We start from the raw sequence: 15,937 nt of genomic DNA on the forward strand, positions 1-15,937 counted from the left end.
CATATGGCACGCAACATCCTTGTCACCGGCGGTGGCACGGGCATCGGCCGAGCTGTCGCACTGCACTTCGCGGCGCAGGGCGAGCAGGTGACGGTCACCGGCCGCAGGGCCGCGCCGATCGAGGAACTCGCACGGGACAGCGGCGTCCGGGCCCTCGTGTGCGACCACACCGACCCGGCGGACCTCACCCGACTCCTCGACGAACTGCCCGAGCGCATCGACGTGTTGGTCAACAACGCGGGCGGCAACACCGGGTTCGACGCCGACGGCAAGAGCGATCTGGCGTCCTACGCGCGGGACTTCCGCGCCAACCTCGAAGCGAATCTGATCACTGCCGCACTGACCACGAGGGCGCTCGACGAGCGTCTCGCCGAGGACGGCGCCGTCGTGCACATCGGGTCGATCGCCGCCGACCAGGGCGCCGGTTCGTACGGCGCGTCCAAGGCCGGGCTCGCCACCTGGAACATCAGTCTGGCGCACGAGCTCGGCGCACGCTCCATCACAGCCAACGTCGTCGCGCCCGGGTACATCGCCGACACCGAGTTCTTCCGGGACAAGCTCACGGACGAGCGGCGCGGACAGCTGGTGGCCAACACCGCGACCGGCCGCCCCGGCTCCCCCGAGGACGTCGCCGGTGCGGTCGCCTTCCTCGCCTCGCCCTCGGCCCGCCACATCACCGGGCAGGTCCTGCACGTCAACGGGGGCGCGCACACGACGCGTTGAGCACGCACGCGTGCGCCGTGCACCGGAGGACGACAGCTCCGGTGCACGGACCGAGGAACGACGGTGCAGGGGCCGTCCGCTACAGGGCGCGCCACAGCGAGGGCGCGTTGGGCGGTTCCCAGCCTCGCTGGGCGGTGTGTGCCTGCAGACACTGATAGGTGCGGCCGTCATAGGTGACACGGTCCCCGCCCTTGTAGGCGGTGCCCGCGGCCCACGTGCCGCCGCCGGGCGGCTGGGTGGGCGGGTCCCCGATGTTCAGGACGAAGTCGAAGTCGGCCTGCTTGGCGTTGCCGACGTCGCGCACGTTCATGAGCAGCCGCGGGTCGAAGAGCGAGTCGGTGTTGTTGCGGGGTTCGCCGGGGAAGTACAGCTGGGTGGTCAGGATCGGGCGGCCGGGAGCCTGGACCTTCACGTGCAGGTGCCTGGTGCGGCCCGGGTAGAGGCCCGGCACGATCGTGGTGAGGGTGAAGGCACCGTTCGCGTCGGTGAACTGGTGGCCGCGGAACCGGAACCCCGTGTTGTCGTAGTTGCCGTTGTTGTCGGCCTGCCAGAAGTCGAGCAGTGCGCGCGAGACCGGCTTGCAGGTGCGGGTGAAGACGTAGCCCGTCACGGTCAGGCGGACCCCGACGGTGCCCGGCTCCAGGAGCGAGGCACGCTCCGGCGAGTTGGGTTTGAAGTAGGGGCCCTCCATCTGCGGGATGGTCGGGTCGTCGCCGTCGTCGCAGGTGGGGGTCGCATCCAGCACCCGGCCCTGCCCGTCGGCGGTGCGTGCGAGGGCGGGTATGCCCATCATGGCCACCGGCACGGACATGCCGACGGCGGCCGCTGCTCTCAGGACCGTCTTGCGGCTGGGGCCGCCGGTGCCACGGGAGTCCTCCGTGGCGGGCGCGTCGTCCGGGGTACGAGGGTCGGGCTCGTGGTCCATCGCTCCTCCTTCGCAACAGGGGCCCCGCCCTGCGCTGTCGGCGTGAGCGCGGCCCGGATCGGCTACGAAGCTAGGCGGAAGGACCGGGGCGGGCGATGGACTCAAGCCGGTGGTCGTGGTGAATATCGCCGGTTCCCCTGCGGTAGTCACCGGGGCTCGTGCCGGTCTCCCTGCGGAAGAACCGGCAGAAATAGGCAGGGTCACCCACGCCGACCCGCTCGGCGATCTGACGCACCGACAACTCCGTACGCAGCAGCAAGCGTTGAGCCTCGCGGATGCGCGCCTGCCGGATCAGCTCACCGGGCGTGCGGCCGGTGAACACCTTGACCGCCTCGCTGAGGTAGCTCACCGAGACGCCGAGCTGTCGCGCGCCTTCGCGCACCGAGAGCGGGCAGCTGTCGGGGGTGCCGAGCAGGGCCACGAACTCCGTGGCCACCAGGCCGGGGCGGGAGGGTCCCGCGCCCTGCGTCCGCTCGGGCCCTGCGGGCTCCTGGCGCGGCCGGGTCGCCGGTGAGGCGGCCAGGCGGACGGCGCGCACCACGAGGATGTGCAGCAGCGAACGGAGCACGCTCGCGAAACCGTCGGCCCCCGCCCGGTACTCGGCGTCCATCTCGTCGATGAGGCGTGCGGTCACCTCCGCTTCCCTCGGCGGCAGTTCGAGCCAGGGACGCCGACCGAGCGCGCGCAGGACGGACTGGTCGCCGGGGTGGTCGACGAGGAACTCGTCGGTGAACAGGACGACCCTGCCCTCCAGACCGGTGACCGCGTCCCAGTGGTGGACCTGTCCCGGCGCCAGGAAACAGAGGTTCGGCGGGCGCAGCGCGAACCGGGACAGGTCGACGACGTGGTGGCCGCTGCCGCCGGTCACGTGCACGATCTCGTGGAAGGTGTGGCGGTGCGGGAAGGTGGCGCGGGACATCGCGCCGATGGTGTCGAAGGTGCCGATCGCGAACGGCAGGGCGTTGGGCATCGGCACTTCGAGCCGGTGCATGGGCATGTCCTCACCGCACGGCTCTCCGTTGCGCCCGTGGCCGGGCAAGACCGTCGTGCCACGCATTCCGCACCCTCCCATCGCGTCACGGGCGTCGGGCTGCCCCGGTGACACCTACCCCGTCCCGGCCCCGAGCCACCGCCCCGCCAGCACCGCCGTGCCGCCCGGTTACCTGGACGACCACCGGAATTCGCTCGAATACCCCACGAGTACCACTCGTTTGCCCGGCACGGAATTCCGAAACGAAGGGTGCGCGAGATCCTCGGCATGAGGCCGACGACGGACGACGAGCAAGGAAACCAACGGGTTACGGCCTCCCGGCCGAGCAAGGGACGCTATGCACCGCATCAAGGTCGGCGCCACCACAGGCGCGCTGCTCATCGCACTCGGACCCGCCGCGACCGCCGCGGCGGTGGAACCGGGCATCCACCGCACGCACGGGATCGCGGCGGCGTGCACCGCGGACACCGGGCCCTACCAGCGCCAGCTGGAGGGTTACCTGGGCCTGGCCCGCGACGGCAGGCAGTCGAAGGCCGACTGCGCGGCGATACGCCGCTTCCAGACCCAGCAACGGATCAGACCGGCCAACGGGTACGCGAACCTGTGGACGTACCGCATGATGCTCGTGGCGCAGGCGGGCAGGAACCCGAACAAGGCCGGGAAGTGCCCGGTGCGGAGGTTCAAGGTGACGTGCGTGGACCAGCGGCGGCAGTTGCTGTGGGTGCAGCGCGGGCGCAAGGTGGTCTTCGGTCCGGTGCCGATGCGCACGGGGCGCGACGGGCAGGAGACCCGCCGCGGCTGGCACCGCATCTACGTGAAGCACCGGAAGTTCTTCTCCACGCTCTACAACAACGCCCCCATGCCGTACTCGCAGTTCTTCGACCGGGGCCAGGCGCTCCACGGCACCTACCACGACCTCTACAACGGAGGCGGCTCCGCGGGCTGCGTGAACCTGCGCCTGCCCGACGCCAAGAAGCTGTGGAAGCTCCTGAAGGTGCGCGACTGGGTCTACGTATGGGGGACGAAACCCGGCACCGGGGGCTGACGGACCGGCCCGGGGGCTATCGGCGTCCGGTGCCGGCGGCGGCCTGAGCGGCCCAGGGACGGTCCGGCACGCGCAAGCCGTCGGGCGCGGCCGTGAGGTCCACGCGCGCCGGGCCCGGCAGCGGCGCGATGCGTGCCTCGAGCCGTCCGAGCCGCCCTTCTTCGTCGACCCAGTACGTCAACGGGGACTCGCTGTCGCGGGCACTGCCGCGGGGCCTCGGACCGGAGAAGAGGGTGTAGGCGGTGCCCCGCAGGGTCTCGTCGCGCAGTCGGCGCGGCCCTGCCTGGGCCAGCAGTTGGGGGTTGTCAGGGCGGTCGGTGGCCAGGGCCATCACCAGGCGCAGTGCGTTGTCCAGGGGGTCCTCGGTGTAGGCGCGCGGCGACCAGGAGCGCGGGGACGTCCTGGCCACGGCCTTCGTGGTGCCGGCCACCTCGTCGGCGCCGCGCGCCGGTGCGGACGACACGGCGAGTCCTGCGGCGTCCCAGGCGATGAGGCCGGTGTCCGGTCTGCCCGCGCCGTCGACGGTGAAGCGTCCGACCGCGCGGTGCGCGCGGTAGTCGGCGAGACCGCGCACGGTCGTGGTGCCGGAGTCGTCGTGGAGGGTGACGGTCACCCGCATGGTTCCGGTGTCGTACGTGTTGAAGCGGGCCATCGCCAGGCGCTGGGCCTCCGCGACGGTCACCGGGCGCGGTCCCTCGTCCCGGGGCAGGGCCATCGCGGCCGCACCCCCGATGACCGCGAGCGCCACGAGGGCGAGCAGGGCCGTGCGGGGTTTCCATGGGCCGATCCGTCGCCGACTGGGCAGCCTGGGCACGAGGGGGTCCTCCAGTTCGATGTTCCGGTGGCGGGTGCGGAGCGGCGGCCTCCCGGTGGGGAGGCCGCCGCCGTCACGCCGGATGGCGTGGGTCGCCGCTACTTCTTCTTGCCGGTCTCACCACGCGGGTTGTAGACGGTGGCTACGATCCGCTTGGTCGTGTGGGTGATGCGGTGCGGTCCGGAGACGCGGTTCCTGGGCAGCTTGTACCCCTCGGGGACGGCCGTCTCGTAGAGGTAGTAGGTGCCGTTGGGAACCGTGAACCTGCAGTGGCCGCGCTGGTCGGTCGCGCACGAGGACCCGATCCGGGTGTCGGCACGGCCGCCGGTGCGCTGCAGACCGGCTCGCCCGTTGGTGTCCCGCCAGAGCTGGAAGACCGCGCCCGGCAGCGCCTTGCGGGTCTTGGCGTCCTTCTTGAGCAGGACGATCTCCCCCGGCTTCGGCTGGTCCTTCGCCGTGACGGAGACGCCCTTGCTCCGGTTCTCCCAGGTCAACTCCAGCGGACCGAAGACCGCGGGCTTGGGCAGCCGGTACCCGGCGGGTGCCTTGGTCTCCTGCCAGTAGTAGGTGCCCAGCGACACCCGGGAGACGTGTCGGCCGTCGGCCTTGGTGGTGACACGCCCGCCGACCTTGGTGTCCGCGTCGCGTCCCGTCTGCAGACCGCTCTTGCCGTTGCTCTCGCGCCACAGCTGGAACTGGGCCCCGCGCAGCGGCTTGCCGCTCTTGGCGTCGACCTTCAGGACCCGCACGTCACCGTTGGGCTGGTTGTAGCCGAAGTCGTACGTGTGGTTGTCCTGGCCCGCGGTCCCGGTGGTGATGGTGTGCTCGGGGAACTGTCCGCCGGAGGGGACCTTGCCGTCGCTGTCGATGAAGTCGTTCTTCCCCGCGTCGTGCTTGGTGACGGCCCAGCGGTAGAGCGGGCCGCCCTCCTCGTAGTCGGCCGGGTTGTCGATCTTGATCGTGTACTCGGTGCGGAACTTCAGACCGTCGTTGACGCTGTCGAAGTAGTACTCGCCGCGGCTGGAGGTCGTCGTGCTGGCGACCAGGTCGCCGTTCTTGTCGTAGAGGTTGACGGTCGCGCCGGGCACCGGCTTCTCGCCCGGGTCCTGGATGCCGTCCTTGTCGACGTCGTACCAGACGCGGTTGCCGATCTGGATCGGCGCCTCGTCACACAGCACCTCCAGGTCGGCCATGGAGCCGCCCTTGCCGAAGGTGGTGGTCAGCTGGTTGCCCTTCTGGGCGCCCGCGGGGGTGGTGCTGCCGTCCCGCTTGGCCCAGGCCGTGCCGCCGGTGAAGATCGCGCCGCTGGGGTCGATGGCCGAGCTGGCGATGGTGTCCTCGACCTTGGACAGGGCCGTCCCCGCGAAGAAGCCGTTGCCGTGCTCCCAGTAGGTCCGGTTGTCGTAGTAGCCCGTGCCTCGCGGAGACTTGCCGCAGCCTTCGTTCTCGGCCATGACGAACTTGCCGCCCGCGCCCCGGCACGCGCGGCTGAGCGAACCGCCCGCCGCGGGCGAGTACAGACCGCCGCCGGGCCGGATCCGCTGCCCCTGCGCGAGCTGGTCACCGAGCCGGTCGCGGAAGCCCAGGATGAGGGCGCCGTCGGTGTCCACGATGATGTCCGCGAGCATGGGCTCGGGGTTGGCGTAGTACGTGGCGGCGCAGTTCTTGCCGTCCTGCGTGTCCGGGATCGTGTCCGTCCAGGGGTACCAGGAGGCGCCCTTGCACTGAGGTGCCGACTGGAAGGTGACCTCGCGCGGGAAGTCGAGCTTCTGGTCCATGATCACGGGACCGAAGGTGCCCGCCTTGGGGTCGAAGGTGCGCACCACCGCGCGCATGTCCGACTTCTTCTGGGTCGACTCGCCGGAGCAGACGCCGCCCACGTAGACGGTGCCGTCCTGCACGCCCAGGCCGTAGGGGCGCCAGTCGTCGGCGTCGGGACAGCCCGGGTCCGGAATCGCGTACGACCCCTTCGGGGCGTCCGCGGTGCGCTTGGTGGCGTCGTACCGGTAGAGCTTCCGGTCCTTGAGGTTGACGACGTAGAGGTCCTTGCCGTCCTCCGACACCTCGACGTCACCCAGCGACTCCTTGGCCGCCGCGGGCGCGAAGGCCAGGTCCATGTCGGTGGGGAAGTCGTGCGCCGTGCTGCCCGCGCCGGGAACCGTGGCGAACTGGCTGGTGGCGCCGCTGTCGCGGTCGGTGAGGTAGATGGCCCCGCTGCCGCCCGGGCCGTACGCCGACCCGCGGTGCGCGTGCGCACCGCTGAAGATCCACTTCTTCTGCTTGCTGTAGCCGATGCCGTACACGGTGCCGGTGTCGGCCTTCGTCGCCAGGTCCGTGGTCTGGTCGTTGTTGCCGCGGGCGTCGTACGGGAAGGACACCAGGGTGCGCATGTCGTCCGCGTCGGCCGGCGGCACGTCCTTGCGGACGCACGCGGTCACCAGCTCGGCGTTCTTCTGGCAGTAGTCGGCGGGGTTCCAGTACGCCGTGGTGAACTCGACGTCCTTGCCGCCGCCGACGTCGACGAACTCCTCGGTGCTGCTGAGGGAGTCCGGGGCCTTGTCCAGGCCCTCCTTGTCGGCGAACGCCGAATACAGCACGCCCGGCTTGGGGTTGATGACCTGGACGCGGTACTTGCCGCCCTTGAGCTTCGAGGTCGCCGGGTTGAGCGTCGCGACGCCGTTCGCGCCGGTGGTCGCGGTGATGGTGGTGCCCGCGTCGTCGGTCAGGCGGACCCGCACCTTGTTCATGCCGGGTTCGAGCACCTTGTCCCAGGCGCCGTTGGCGTTGACCTCGCGCACCACCCGGACCTTGACGGTGCCGTCGCCGGATTCGGCCGCCAGTGCCAGGGGCGCGGCCCCGAGGGCCGTGCCGGAGGCCAGCAGAGGCAGCACCACGCCGAGCGTGCAGGCCCGGCGTGGGATCTGTCTGCCGCGCGACGCGGCAGAGGGGGTAGACAGCAAGATGTCTCCTGTTGGTTCATTCGAACAGGGAAGGCCCGCTCGCTCTTCTCCGGGCGAACGGGCCCGCCTCCTGCTTAGTGAAAAGGACCGGGCAAGATCGCCCCCGACACGCCTCACTACCCCCGACTGCACCCCTTTTGCTCTAAATGCGCGCCCGTCAGCTCCTGCCCCGGTCGCCCGTCGCGACTCCCGGCAGCCGGTAGCGCGCCAGGTCGACGGCGCCGGGCAGATCCACGGCCGGGCGGGCGGGCGCGGTCCGCGCCTTCGGCATCACGGCTTGCGGTCCGGGCGCGGCCACCCGCTTGAAGGAGACTCCCGGCGGGACGGTCACGGCCTCGGTGGAGCCCTGCGCGGCCAGCGGAACGTCCCGGCCCGGGCAGGAGGTCACCGCGCGGGGCAGGCTCCGGGGACTGGTGACGGCGGGACCGTCACCGGTGAAGCAGTTGCCGCCGGTGCGGGGCGAGGCGAGGACCAACGCGGTGCCGCCGTCCACGGTGTTGTCCGACACCCGGTTGCCCCGGACGGGGTAACCCTGCACGTCGCGCAGGACGAGCGCGGCGACGCGGTGGTCCTCGATGCGATTGCGCTCGACGCGGTTGCGGGTGCCCCCGCCGATGCCCACGCCGATCCCGAAACCGCCGTCGGCCTGCTCCGGACCGCGGTCGTCGTTGTTGCCGATGATGGTGTTGCCGACCACGACGGCCTCGTGCTGCGGCCCCAGGGCCTCCAGGTTGTTGGAGTTGATGGTCAGACCGACGCGGTTGCGGCGTGCGGTGTTGGCCAGGAAGTACAGGTCACTCGACGCGTTGGTGACCTCGATGCCGATCGCGTTGTGCTCCAGCGTGTTGTGCCGCACCACCGTGTCGCAGGGATCGCACTGCCCCACGTAGATCCCCGAATCGGACTGCCCCGAGGCGTAGGCGTGCTCGATGAGGCCGCTGCGCGCGTCGAAGGCGTAGATCCCGTACAGGGCGTTGTTGTACGCGGTCACGTACGAGGCCCGGAAGCCCTTCAGGGGAGGGAACTTGGTCGTGTCCAGCGGGTCGTAGCCCGCGCCGCCCGCGCCGGAGCCCTGCAGACGTTCATCGGTGACACCGGTGAAGAGCACACCGTTGGCCAGGTGGTTGCGCACCGTCAGGTTCTCCACGACCGAACGCGCGCCGGTCACGGTGACGCCGTTGGCGCGGCTGAACTCACCGTCGATGACGGTCTTGTTGCGGTCGGCGCCGCGGAGCACCACGCCGGGTCGCCGCACCGCCACGCTCTCGCGGTAAACACCCGATGAGACCAACACCGTGTCCCCGGATCGGGCGACATCGACCGCCTTCTGGATGGACGCGTACTGGGCGGGCACGCGCAGCACCGTCGGGGGCCCCGACGGCCCCGCCTTGCCGTCGGTGCCCGTCGCACCGCACCCGGCCAGCGCCATCAAGGCCGCGCCGGACAGCACGGCACACCACGAGGAGCCACCACCACGGACACGTGCCCGGCATTTCATGAAAAGAGATCGCATGGCCCAGAGGTGTATCGTCACGCCGCGCCGCTCAGCGCACCCTGGCCCTCCCCTTGCCCTGACGTCCTGGAGTCTCGGTGACCGTGTCGCCCCCGCCGCGCCGCCGCACCCTTCTGCTCGCCCCGCTCGCCGCGGCGAGCGCGTGCGGCGCCCCCTCCTCTCCCTCCTCGCACCCGGCGGGCGCCCGGCCCCAGGCGCGGACCCAACACGGCATCGCCACCGCGCAACCCGCCCGCGTCCTGCTGACCGCCTACGACCTCGCCTCCCCCGGGGCGACGGCGGCAGCGGTCCGCGCCACCCTGTCCGCCTGGTGGTCCCGCCCCGCACCCGACATCACGCTGACCGTGGCCGCCGGGCCCGGCCTGTACCGCAAGCTCGCCGTGCCCGCCCCCGACCGCCTCAAGGCCCTTCCCGCCTTTCCCGGCGACCGCCTCGACCCCCGGCGGGGCGGGGGCGACGTCCTGGTGCAGCTCTGCGGCGACGACGCGGCGGCCTGTGCCCGCGCCGCCACGCGTCTCACCGCCCGGGCCGCCGGTGTCCTCACCCAACGCTGGCGGCAGGAGGGGTTCCTGCCGCCCCGGGCCGCAGGACAGACCCCGCTGAACCTCTTCGGGTTCAAGGACGGCACGGAGAACCCCGGCGCCGACGAGCTCCACCGCTGGGTGTGGAACGGCGACGGCACCACCTACCTCGTCTACCGGCGCATCCACATGGCCGTCGACACCTTCACCGCGCTGCCCGTCGCCCAGCAGGAGCGCGTCATCGGCCGCCATCGCGCCAGCGGCGCGCCCCTCGGCGGAGAGCGCGAGCACGACCCCGTGGACCTGTACGCCAAGACGCCCCAGGGCCGCTATCTGATCCCGGCGCAATCCCATGTGCGGCTGGCCCACTCGCGCCTCGACGGCGGTGCTCGCATGCTGCGGCGCGGCTACTCCTACGACGACGGCGCTGACGACCGGGGGCTGCTCTTCCTCTCCTACATGCGCGACCCCGCGCTCTTCGTCCGCGTGCAGCAGCGCCTGGCCGCGGCCGACGCCATGAACCGCTTCCTGGAGCACCGGGCTTCCGCCGTGGGCCACGTCCTCGCCGCCCCGGCCCCCGGCTCCGCCTTCGGCGACCAGCTGCGCTGACGCGGGCCTCAGCCGACCCCGTCGCCCGGAGACACCCGGTGCGCCTCCAGGCCCGGGGATTCCAGCACGTCCGCGATGAGCGCCTCGGACCCGCCGACGTACGTGCTCACCAGGTCGACGTCCCCGCCCACGCACCAGGCGCGGTCCCTCGGCCACCACAGGTCGGGCAGCTCGGCGAACTCGTCGAGGGACAGGGGGGACACGACGTCGGCGAGCGGCCCCGCGAGCAGCAGTTCGTCCCTGCCCGGCGTCTCGAAGGTCGGCAGTCCGTCGAAGTCCCAGCGGCCGTAGCCGTTCCACAGGCCGAACCAGCACTGCTCGGCGGTCGCCGTGTGCCGGGACAGTACGGGGATGAGGGCGCGGGCGACATCGGGCGGGGTGGGGCCCTCGGCGGGGTGCTCGTCCCACACGCCGGGCAGGCCGTACTCGGACAGGTTCTGGTAGTCGCGGTCCATGCCGACCACCTCGTGCCAGTTCACGCCCGGCGCCACCTCGCGACCGTGGGCAGCGGCCACCGCGGACCAGCGCACCGGGCGCTCGTCCAGGGACGCCGGATGCAGCACCCGTGCGTACGCCGCGAAACCGGCCGCCGCCACGCCCGTCACCGTGCCGAACGCGCCGCGGCCCGGGCCGTGCTCACCCAGCCAGTGGGCCGGTGAGAGGTCGGCGGTCTGTACGCGCAGCCGCCCGTAGCTCTCGGGGGCGGGCTCACGGTCGACCAGGGGGTAGGTGTCCATCCGTCGAGTCTGCCAGGCCCGGGGCGGCGGGCCCGGCCGCGGTGGCCTCTCCCGCGTCGGCCGCGACCGCCGTCCCGCGCGCCGCCGCGCCCGCTGCCGCGGCTCGTTCGTCCGCGGTCGAGAGCCAGAAGTAGAGGGGCGGCAGGCCGACTTCGAGGACGGTCAGGGGCACCTGGAACCAGTGGGGCCAGCCGTGCACCGCGACGGAGAGCAGACGGCCGACGCCGCCGAGCAGGAAGACCCCGGCGAGCACGCGTACGACGGCGGAGGGGATCGGCGACTGGCGCGCGACCCAGATCCAGGCGAGCCCGAAGCCGAGGAAGATCGCGTTGTAGAACCGCTCCCTGCTGTCGACGGTCGCCCCCGCCGACTCCTCCCCCGGCACCGAGCCGATGCCGAGGACGACGTGGTACAGGCCGATCGCCACGCAGGCGACACCCATCGCCATCGAGAGCCACTTGAGGAGTCTGGCCACGGCTGGACCACCTTCCGCCCGCTAGTAGACGTCTGTCTACTAGCGGGAAGCTAGGGCCACTAGTAGACAGGTGTCAAGTAGGGTGGGCGCATGACCGCGCGCCGCAGACTCGATCCCGCCGAGCGCCGCGGCGAACTGCTCGACACCGGGGCCCGACTGTTCGCCGCGAAGCCGTACGACGAGGTGTTCATGGAGGAGGTCGCCCAACAGGCGGGCGTCTCCCGCGCGTTGCTCTACCGGTACTTCCCGAGCAAGCACGCCCTCTTCGCCGCCGTCTACCAACAGGCCGCCGATCAACTGCTCTCGGTGACCAGGCTCGACAAATCCGCGCCCGTCTTCGACCAGCTGTCGGCCGGACTCGACGCCCACTTCGACTACTTCGCCGCCAACAAGCACACGGTGCTCGCGGCGAACCGGGTGCTCGCGGGCGACCCCGTCATCCAGTCGATCATCACGGGCGAACTGGCCGAGCTGCGACGGCGCCTGCTGGACGCGACCGCGCTCGGGGACGGCCCGAGGGAGCTGGTGTCGTCGGCGCTGACCAGCTGGCTCGTCTTCGTCCGCGTGCTCTGCGTGGACTGGCTGACCAACGAGTCGTTCACCCGCGCCGAACTGCACACCATGTCGGTCGGGGCGCTGAAGGGGGCGCTCGGCGCGGTCCTCGATCTGGATCGGCTGGTGGCGGGCGAGGACGCCGGGACCCTGTGATTGGATCTTCGGCATGACCGATGTCGAGATTGTGCGCGTGTTCGTGACCGCCGACGGGACCGGCGGCAGTCCGTTGGGGGTGGTGACCGATGGCGCGTCGGTCCCGGGCGTGACGGGCCGTCAGGAGCTGGCGCGACAGCTGGGGTTCAGCGAGACCGTGTTCGTGGACGACGCCGCGCGGGGCGAGGTGGACATCTACACGCCCAGCGCCCGGCTGCCGTTCGCGGGCTATCCGCTGATCGGCGCCGCTTCGGTGCTGCGGGAGCACGGCACGCCCGTGGACGTGCTGCGGACCGCGGCCGGTGACGTGGCGACGTGGGTCGAGGGCGGGTTCACCTGGATCCGCGGGCGCGCCGCATGGGTGTCGGGCAAGCGTACGCAGCAGTACGCCTCCGCCGCCGAGGTCGACGCCCTGCCCGCACCGCCCCCGGGAGAGGGCTGGCTGTACGCGTGGGCGTGGCAGGACGAGGCCGCGGGCACCCTTCGCGCCCGCGGCTTTCCGCGGCGCGGGGACGCCATCACCGAGGACGAGGCGACCGGCGCGGCCGCGATGCTCCTCGCGGCCGAGCTGGGCCGTGACGTGCACATCCGGCAGGGGGTCGCGTCCGAGATCGTGGCCCGGGTCCGCGACGAGGGGTGGACGGAGGTCGGCGGGCGCGTCGCGGCCGCCGAGCGCCGACCGCTCCCTCAGGTGGCCGACGCCTCCTGAGCCGCGATGAGCCGCCCCATGCCCAGACAGTGCAGGGTCGCCGCGGACTTGGGGCAGACTCCCCGCATCACCAGGGATCCCTCGACGTCCTTGAGCGCCCGGAGCGTACCGAAGAAGACGCCCGCGCCGTCCCGGGCGAGATAGGTGACCTCGGACAGATCGACGATCAGATGGCGGCAGCCGCCCCGCACGAGGCGGTGCAGGTGTGCCGCGAGCGAGTCGGCCTGGCGCGCGGTGATCTCACCCCGCAGCGTGACACGGACCAGGCACCCGGCGACGAGCACCCGCGCGATGCCCGCACGCCGCAGGTGCCGGGCGGCCCCGGTGGCGCCCGGCGACAGGGGTGCCCTGCGGGCGTGCCGCACGGTCGCGGCAGGGGTCGTGTGATCGGCATCGCGCACGGGAGCAGGCCCTCCGGCTTCTTCCAACTTCTTCCACTTGTCTATACCATGCCGGGCCACCCGCAGCGAGGGGCCCTCACGTGCACGACCTGTCACCGGGCGTGGCCAGGAATGAGATGTCCGCAGGTGAGGACGGACCTCGCCGGACGCCCCTCGACAAGGGCAGGCGCCGAAACTTCTTCAAGGGTCTAGACCAATAGCCACCCCTCACACCTCGTACGCCGCTCAACGACAAAAAGGGACGGATCGTAAAGATCAGGTACAAGTTACCTCTTGGTATGCAGTGACTTCCCGCAGGGGCGGCAGTAGAACTCGTTCCGATTCCGCCTAGAGTGAGGAACGTCACATGAGTGGTAATGCCATGCGTAGTCAGACTTCTGACGGTGTGTCACGGCGAAGATTCATCGCTGGAACAAGTTCTCTTCTTGGTGGCGCGATCCTCGCGGGTCGCGCTTCGGCCGTGTACGCCGCCCCGGCCAGGACCGCACCGATCGCCGACGCCGCGCGCGTGCCCGCCCTGGTGATCGGCACCGGGTACGGCGGGTCCGTCGCCGCCCTCCGCCTCGCCGAGGCGGGCGTGGACGTCCACATGGTCGAGATGGGCATGGCCTGGGACACCCCGGGCCCCGACGGCAAGATCTTCGCCAACACCACCAAGCCCGATCAGCGCTCGTACTGGCTGCGCACCCGTACGAAGCAGCCACTCAGCAACTTCCTCGGCTTCCCCATCGACAAGGACGTCCCCCGCTACACCGGGATCCTGGACGCCGAGGAGATGGGCGGCATCATCGTCTACCAGGGTCGTGGCATCGGCGGCGGCTCCCTGGTGAACGGCGGCATGGCCGTCACGCCCAGGCGGGAGAACTTCGGAGCCGTCCTGCCGTCCGTGAACGCCGACGAGATGTACGGCGTCTACTACCCGCGCGCCAACTCCGGACTGGGCGTCGCCACCGTCGACCCCGCCTGGTTCGACTCCGTCGACTGCTACCAATACGCCCGGGTCGGCCGCAAGCACGCCCAGCGCTCCGGATTCCCCTTCGTCTTCGTGCCCGACGTCTACGACTGGGACTACATGGAGAAGGAGGCGGCGGGGACCGTGCCCAAGTCGGCCCTCGACGGGGAGATCCTCTACGGGAACAACTACGGCAAGAAGTCGCTGCAGAAGACCTACCTCGCCCAGGCCAGGGCCACCGGACGGGTCACCATCTCCCCGCTGCACAAGGTCACTTCGGTCTCCCCCGCCCCGGGCGGCGGCTACACCGTCGTCATGGACGAGCTCAACACCAGCGGCGACACGACGGCGACCAAGAGCGTCACCGCGGACAAGGTGTTCTTCGCGGCCGGAAGCGTCGGCACCAGCAAGCTCCTGACCAAGCTCAAGGCCACGGGCGCGCTGCCCGGTCTGAACGGCGAGATCGGCAAGGGGTGGGGCGACAACGGCAACGTCATGTGCGGCCGCGCCAACCACCTGTGGGACCCGACCGGCAAGGTCCAGTCGTCCATCCCGTGCGGCGGCATCGACAACTGGGCCACCGGCGGCGCATTCGCGGAGGTGGCTCCGCTGCCGACCGGGATCGAGACGTACGCCTCGTTCTACCTGTCGATCACCAAGACCCCGCACCGCGCCGAGTTCTCCTGGAACGCCGGGGCGGGACGGGTCGACCTGAACTGGCAGACCGCCTGGAAGCAGACCTCCATCGACGCCGCCAAGACGATCTTCGACAAGATCAACGCCAAGGAGGGGACGATCTACCGGACCGACCTCTTCGGCACGTACAAGATCTGGGGCGACCACCTGACGTACCACCCGCTGGGCGGCGCCGTGCTGAACAAGGCCACCGACAACTACGGGCGCCTGCACGGCCATTCGGGGCTCTACGTCATCGACGGCGCGCTGATCCCCGGCAACACCAGCGTCAATCCGTTCGTCACCATCACCGCGCTCGCTGAGCGGAACATCGAGAAGATCATCGCCACCGATCTGTGATCCGTCAGGCGGCGACGCGTCCGGCGGGGCCGGTCGGCTCCGCCGGTCATCGGGTCACCCGGCGAGGAAGCCGCGCACCCCTTGGGACACCCCGTCGTCGGAGAGCAGCTCGTTGTGGGCCAGGCACCCCGCCGCGTGGTTCCGGGCGCCGCCCAGCGGGACGCTGTCGTCCGGGTTGATCACCTCGTCGCAGTTCGACCACCACGTCGCGTACGCCACCGTGCCCGGCGTCTCGTCCCCCTCCGCGAGCTTCTTCACCACGTACGATCCGGGCGTCATGTCACGGCAGGCCTGCGACCACAGCGCGCAGGCCCAGGCGGTGGCGGTGCCGTGGTTCGGTCCGGCGAGCGAGACCCAGTGGTCGACCTCGGCGGCGCCGCCGCCGAACTTCACGTACCACCGCGTGACGAGGCTGCCGAACGAGTGCGCCACGAGGTCGACGCGATCGGCACCCGTGCGGGCCCGCACCTGCGCGACGTAGTCGGCGAGCCTGCCGGAGAGCGTCTCGTTCACGGACTGGCTGGTGTCGTAGCCCCAGGAGTACAGCTCGTCGTCGGTGTATCCCGACGCCTTCAGCTCGTCGCGCAGCGATCCCCAGACGCCAGGGTCGGCGTTGTAGCCGTGGACGAACACGACCGGCGTGTGCGCCGCGCCCGCCGATGCCGAGGCCGGGGCCGATGTCACCGCCGCGGCGGACGCCAACAGTGCGGCGATCAAGAGGACGAGCCCACGGGCTCGCTTGGCCATCGACACGGTGCCTCCCACGGCGCGAGATTCATGGCTACGCACGAGTACGGGAGGATTGTGGGGCCGACAGGG

15 protein-coding genes are annotated in these 15,937 nt (G+C 71.1%); 6 read left to right on the forward strand and 9 right to left on the reverse strand.

The genetic code is table 11. The annotated features are described in order from the left end of the window. Positions 1-3: 3 nt before the first annotated feature. A complete protein-coding gene (locus tag KY5_RS01010) occupies positions 4-723 on the forward strand; it encodes an SDR family NAD(P)-dependent oxidoreductase (RefSeq protein ID WP_098240357.1) in 720 nt (239 codons plus the stop codon). A gap of 79 nt (positions 724-802) precedes the next feature. Here the strand turns inward: KY5_RS01010 and KY5_RS01015 are convergent, their stop codons facing one another. Together KY5_RS01015 and KY5_RS01020 are read right to left on the reverse strand one after the other, a co-directional pair. Next, positions 803-1,648: a carbohydrate-binding protein gene (locus KY5_RS01015; protein WP_098240358.1), complete on the reverse strand. Its 846-nt coding sequence runs from the start codon at positions 1,646-1,648 to the stop codon at positions 803-805. 70 nt (positions 1,649-1,718) lie between these two features. Beyond that, entirely contained in the window at positions 1,719-2,645 is a 927-nt protein-coding gene (locus tag KY5_RS01020; RefSeq protein WP_234362569.1) for a helix-turn-helix transcriptional regulator, read from the reverse strand. Positions 2,646-2,976: 331 nt separating this feature from the next. Here KY5_RS01020 and KY5_RS01025 point away from each other — a divergent pair, with 331 nt between their 5' ends. Then, complete coding sequence (locus KY5_RS01025) at positions 2,977-3,684, forward strand: L,D-transpeptidase (RefSeq protein ID WP_098240360.1); 708 nt, start codon at positions 2,977-2,979, stop codon at positions 3,682-3,684. A gap of 16 nt (positions 3,685-3,700) precedes the next feature. Here KY5_RS01025 and KY5_RS01030 read toward each other — a convergent pair whose 3' ends face one another. The 3 genes from KY5_RS01030 to KY5_RS01040 all read right to left on the reverse strand — a co-directional run bounded on the left by KY5_RS01030 (position 3,701) and on the right by KY5_RS01040 (position 8,908). Next, a complete protein-coding gene (locus KY5_RS01030; RefSeq protein WP_159072449.1) occupies positions 3,701-4,498 on the reverse strand; it encodes a hypothetical protein in 798 nt (265 codons plus the stop codon). 98 nt (positions 4,499-4,596) lie between these two features. Then, on the reverse strand, positions 4,597-7,389 hold the full coding sequence (locus KY5_RS01035; protein ID WP_199842877.1) for a SpaA isopeptide-forming pilin-related protein: 2,793 nt from the start codon (positions 7,387-7,389) through the stop codon (positions 4,597-4,599). 226 nt (positions 7,390-7,615) lie between these two features. Beyond that, positions 7,616-8,908, reverse strand: a complete 1,293-nt coding sequence (locus KY5_RS01040; RefSeq protein ID WP_234362570.1) for a right-handed parallel beta-helix repeat-containing protein — start codon at positions 8,906-8,908, stop codon at positions 7,616-7,618. A gap of 140 nt (positions 8,909-9,048) precedes the next feature. On the opposite strand from KY5_RS01040, the gene KY5_RS01045 reads away from it, so the two are divergent. Next, entirely contained in the window at positions 9,049-10,101 is a 1,053-nt protein-coding gene (locus tag KY5_RS01045; protein WP_098240362.1) for a Dyp-type peroxidase, read from the forward strand. A gap of 8 nt (positions 10,102-10,109) precedes the next feature. Here the strand turns inward: KY5_RS01045 and KY5_RS01050 are convergent, their stop codons facing one another. Next, positions 10,110-10,838, reverse strand: coding sequence for a hypothetical protein (locus KY5_RS01050; RefSeq protein WP_098240363.1), 729 nt, complete (start codon positions 10,836-10,838; stop codon positions 10,110-10,112). Beyond that, positions 10,810-11,313, reverse strand: coding sequence for a DUF4345 domain-containing protein (locus KY5_RS01055; protein WP_098240364.1), 504 nt, complete (start codon positions 11,311-11,313; stop codon positions 10,810-10,812). The genes KY5_RS01050 and KY5_RS01055 overlap by 29 nt, the downstream gene beginning before the upstream one ends. A gap of 90 nt (positions 11,314-11,403) precedes the next feature. On the opposite strand from KY5_RS01055, the gene KY5_RS01060 reads away from it, so the two are divergent. Beyond that, positions 11,404-12,021 carry a TetR/AcrR family transcriptional regulator gene (locus KY5_RS01060; protein WP_098240365.1) on the forward strand — a complete coding sequence of 206 codons (618 nt, stop codon included), beginning with the start codon at positions 11,404-11,406 and terminating at the stop codon, positions 12,019-12,021. Between the two features lie 13 nt (positions 12,022-12,034). Next, on the forward strand, positions 12,035-12,730 hold the full coding sequence (locus KY5_RS01065) for a PhzF family phenazine biosynthesis protein (protein WP_098240366.1): 696 nt from the start codon (positions 12,035-12,037) through the stop codon (positions 12,728-12,730). Here KY5_RS01065 and KY5_RS01070 read toward each other — a convergent pair. Further along, positions 12,709-13,131 (reverse strand): STAS domain-containing protein, encoded by a 423-nt coding sequence (locus tag KY5_RS01070; RefSeq protein ID WP_159072450.1) that lies wholly within the window; start codon positions 13,129-13,131, stop codon positions 12,709-12,711. The genes KY5_RS01065 and KY5_RS01070 overlap by 22 nt on opposite strands. Positions 13,132-13,477: 346 nt before the next feature. Between KY5_RS01070 and KY5_RS01075 the strand changes: the two genes are divergently transcribed. Then, complete coding sequence (locus KY5_RS01075; protein ID WP_098240368.1) at positions 13,478-15,118, forward strand: GMC oxidoreductase; 1,641 nt, start codon at positions 13,478-13,480, stop codon at positions 15,116-15,118. Positions 15,119-15,172: 54 nt separating this feature from the next. Here KY5_RS01075 and KY5_RS01080 read toward each other — a convergent pair whose 3' ends face one another. Further along, positions 15,173-15,865 carry a lipase family alpha/beta hydrolase gene (locus tag KY5_RS01080; RefSeq protein WP_098246997.1) on the reverse strand — a complete coding sequence of 231 codons (693 nt, stop codon included), beginning with the start codon at positions 15,863-15,865 and terminating at the stop codon, positions 15,173-15,175. Between the last annotated feature and the right edge of the window lie 72 nt (positions 15,866-15,937).

This window comes from Streptomyces formicae (assembly GCF_002556545.1).
GTDB lineage: Bacteria > Actinomycetota > Actinomycetes > Streptomycetales > Streptomycetaceae > Streptomyces > Streptomyces formicae_A.

What these genes read in the sequence shown, in the direction of transcription:
- KY5_RS01010 (WP_098240357.1), top strand. Translation starts at nt 4, where the DNA reads ATGGCACGCAACATCCTTGTCACCGGCGGTGGCACGGGCATCGGCCGA.
- KY5_RS01015 (WP_098240358.1), bottom strand. Translation starts at nt 1,648, where the DNA reads ATGGACCACGAGCCCGACCCTCGTACCCCGGACGACGCGCCCGCCACG.
- KY5_RS01020 (WP_234362569.1), bottom strand. Translation starts at nt 2,645, where the DNA reads ATGCCCATGCACCGGCTCGAAGTGCCGATGCCCAACGCCCTGCCGTTC.
- KY5_RS01025 (WP_098240360.1), top strand. Translation starts at nt 2,977, where the DNA reads ATGCACCGCATCAAGGTCGGCGCCACCACAGGCGCGCTGCTCATCGCA.
- KY5_RS01050 (WP_098240363.1), bottom strand. Translation starts at nt 10,838, where the DNA reads ATGGACACCTACCCCCTGGTCGACCGTGAGCCCGCCCCCGAGAGCTAC.
- KY5_RS01060 (WP_098240365.1), top strand. Translation starts at nt 11,404, where the DNA reads ATGACCGCGCGCCGCAGACTCGATCCCGCCGAGCGCCGCGGCGAACTG.
- KY5_RS01065 (WP_098240366.1), top strand. Translation starts at nt 12,035, where the DNA reads ATGACCGATGTCGAGATTGTGCGCGTGTTCGTGACCGCCGACGGGACC.
- KY5_RS01075 (WP_098240368.1), top strand. Translation starts at nt 13,478, where the DNA reads ATGAGTGGTAATGCCATGCGTAGTCAGACTTCTGACGGTGTGTCACGG.
- KY5_RS01080 (WP_098246997.1), bottom strand. Translation starts at nt 15,865, where the DNA reads ATGGCCAAGCGAGCCCGTGGGCTCGTCCTCTTGATCGCCGCACTGTTG.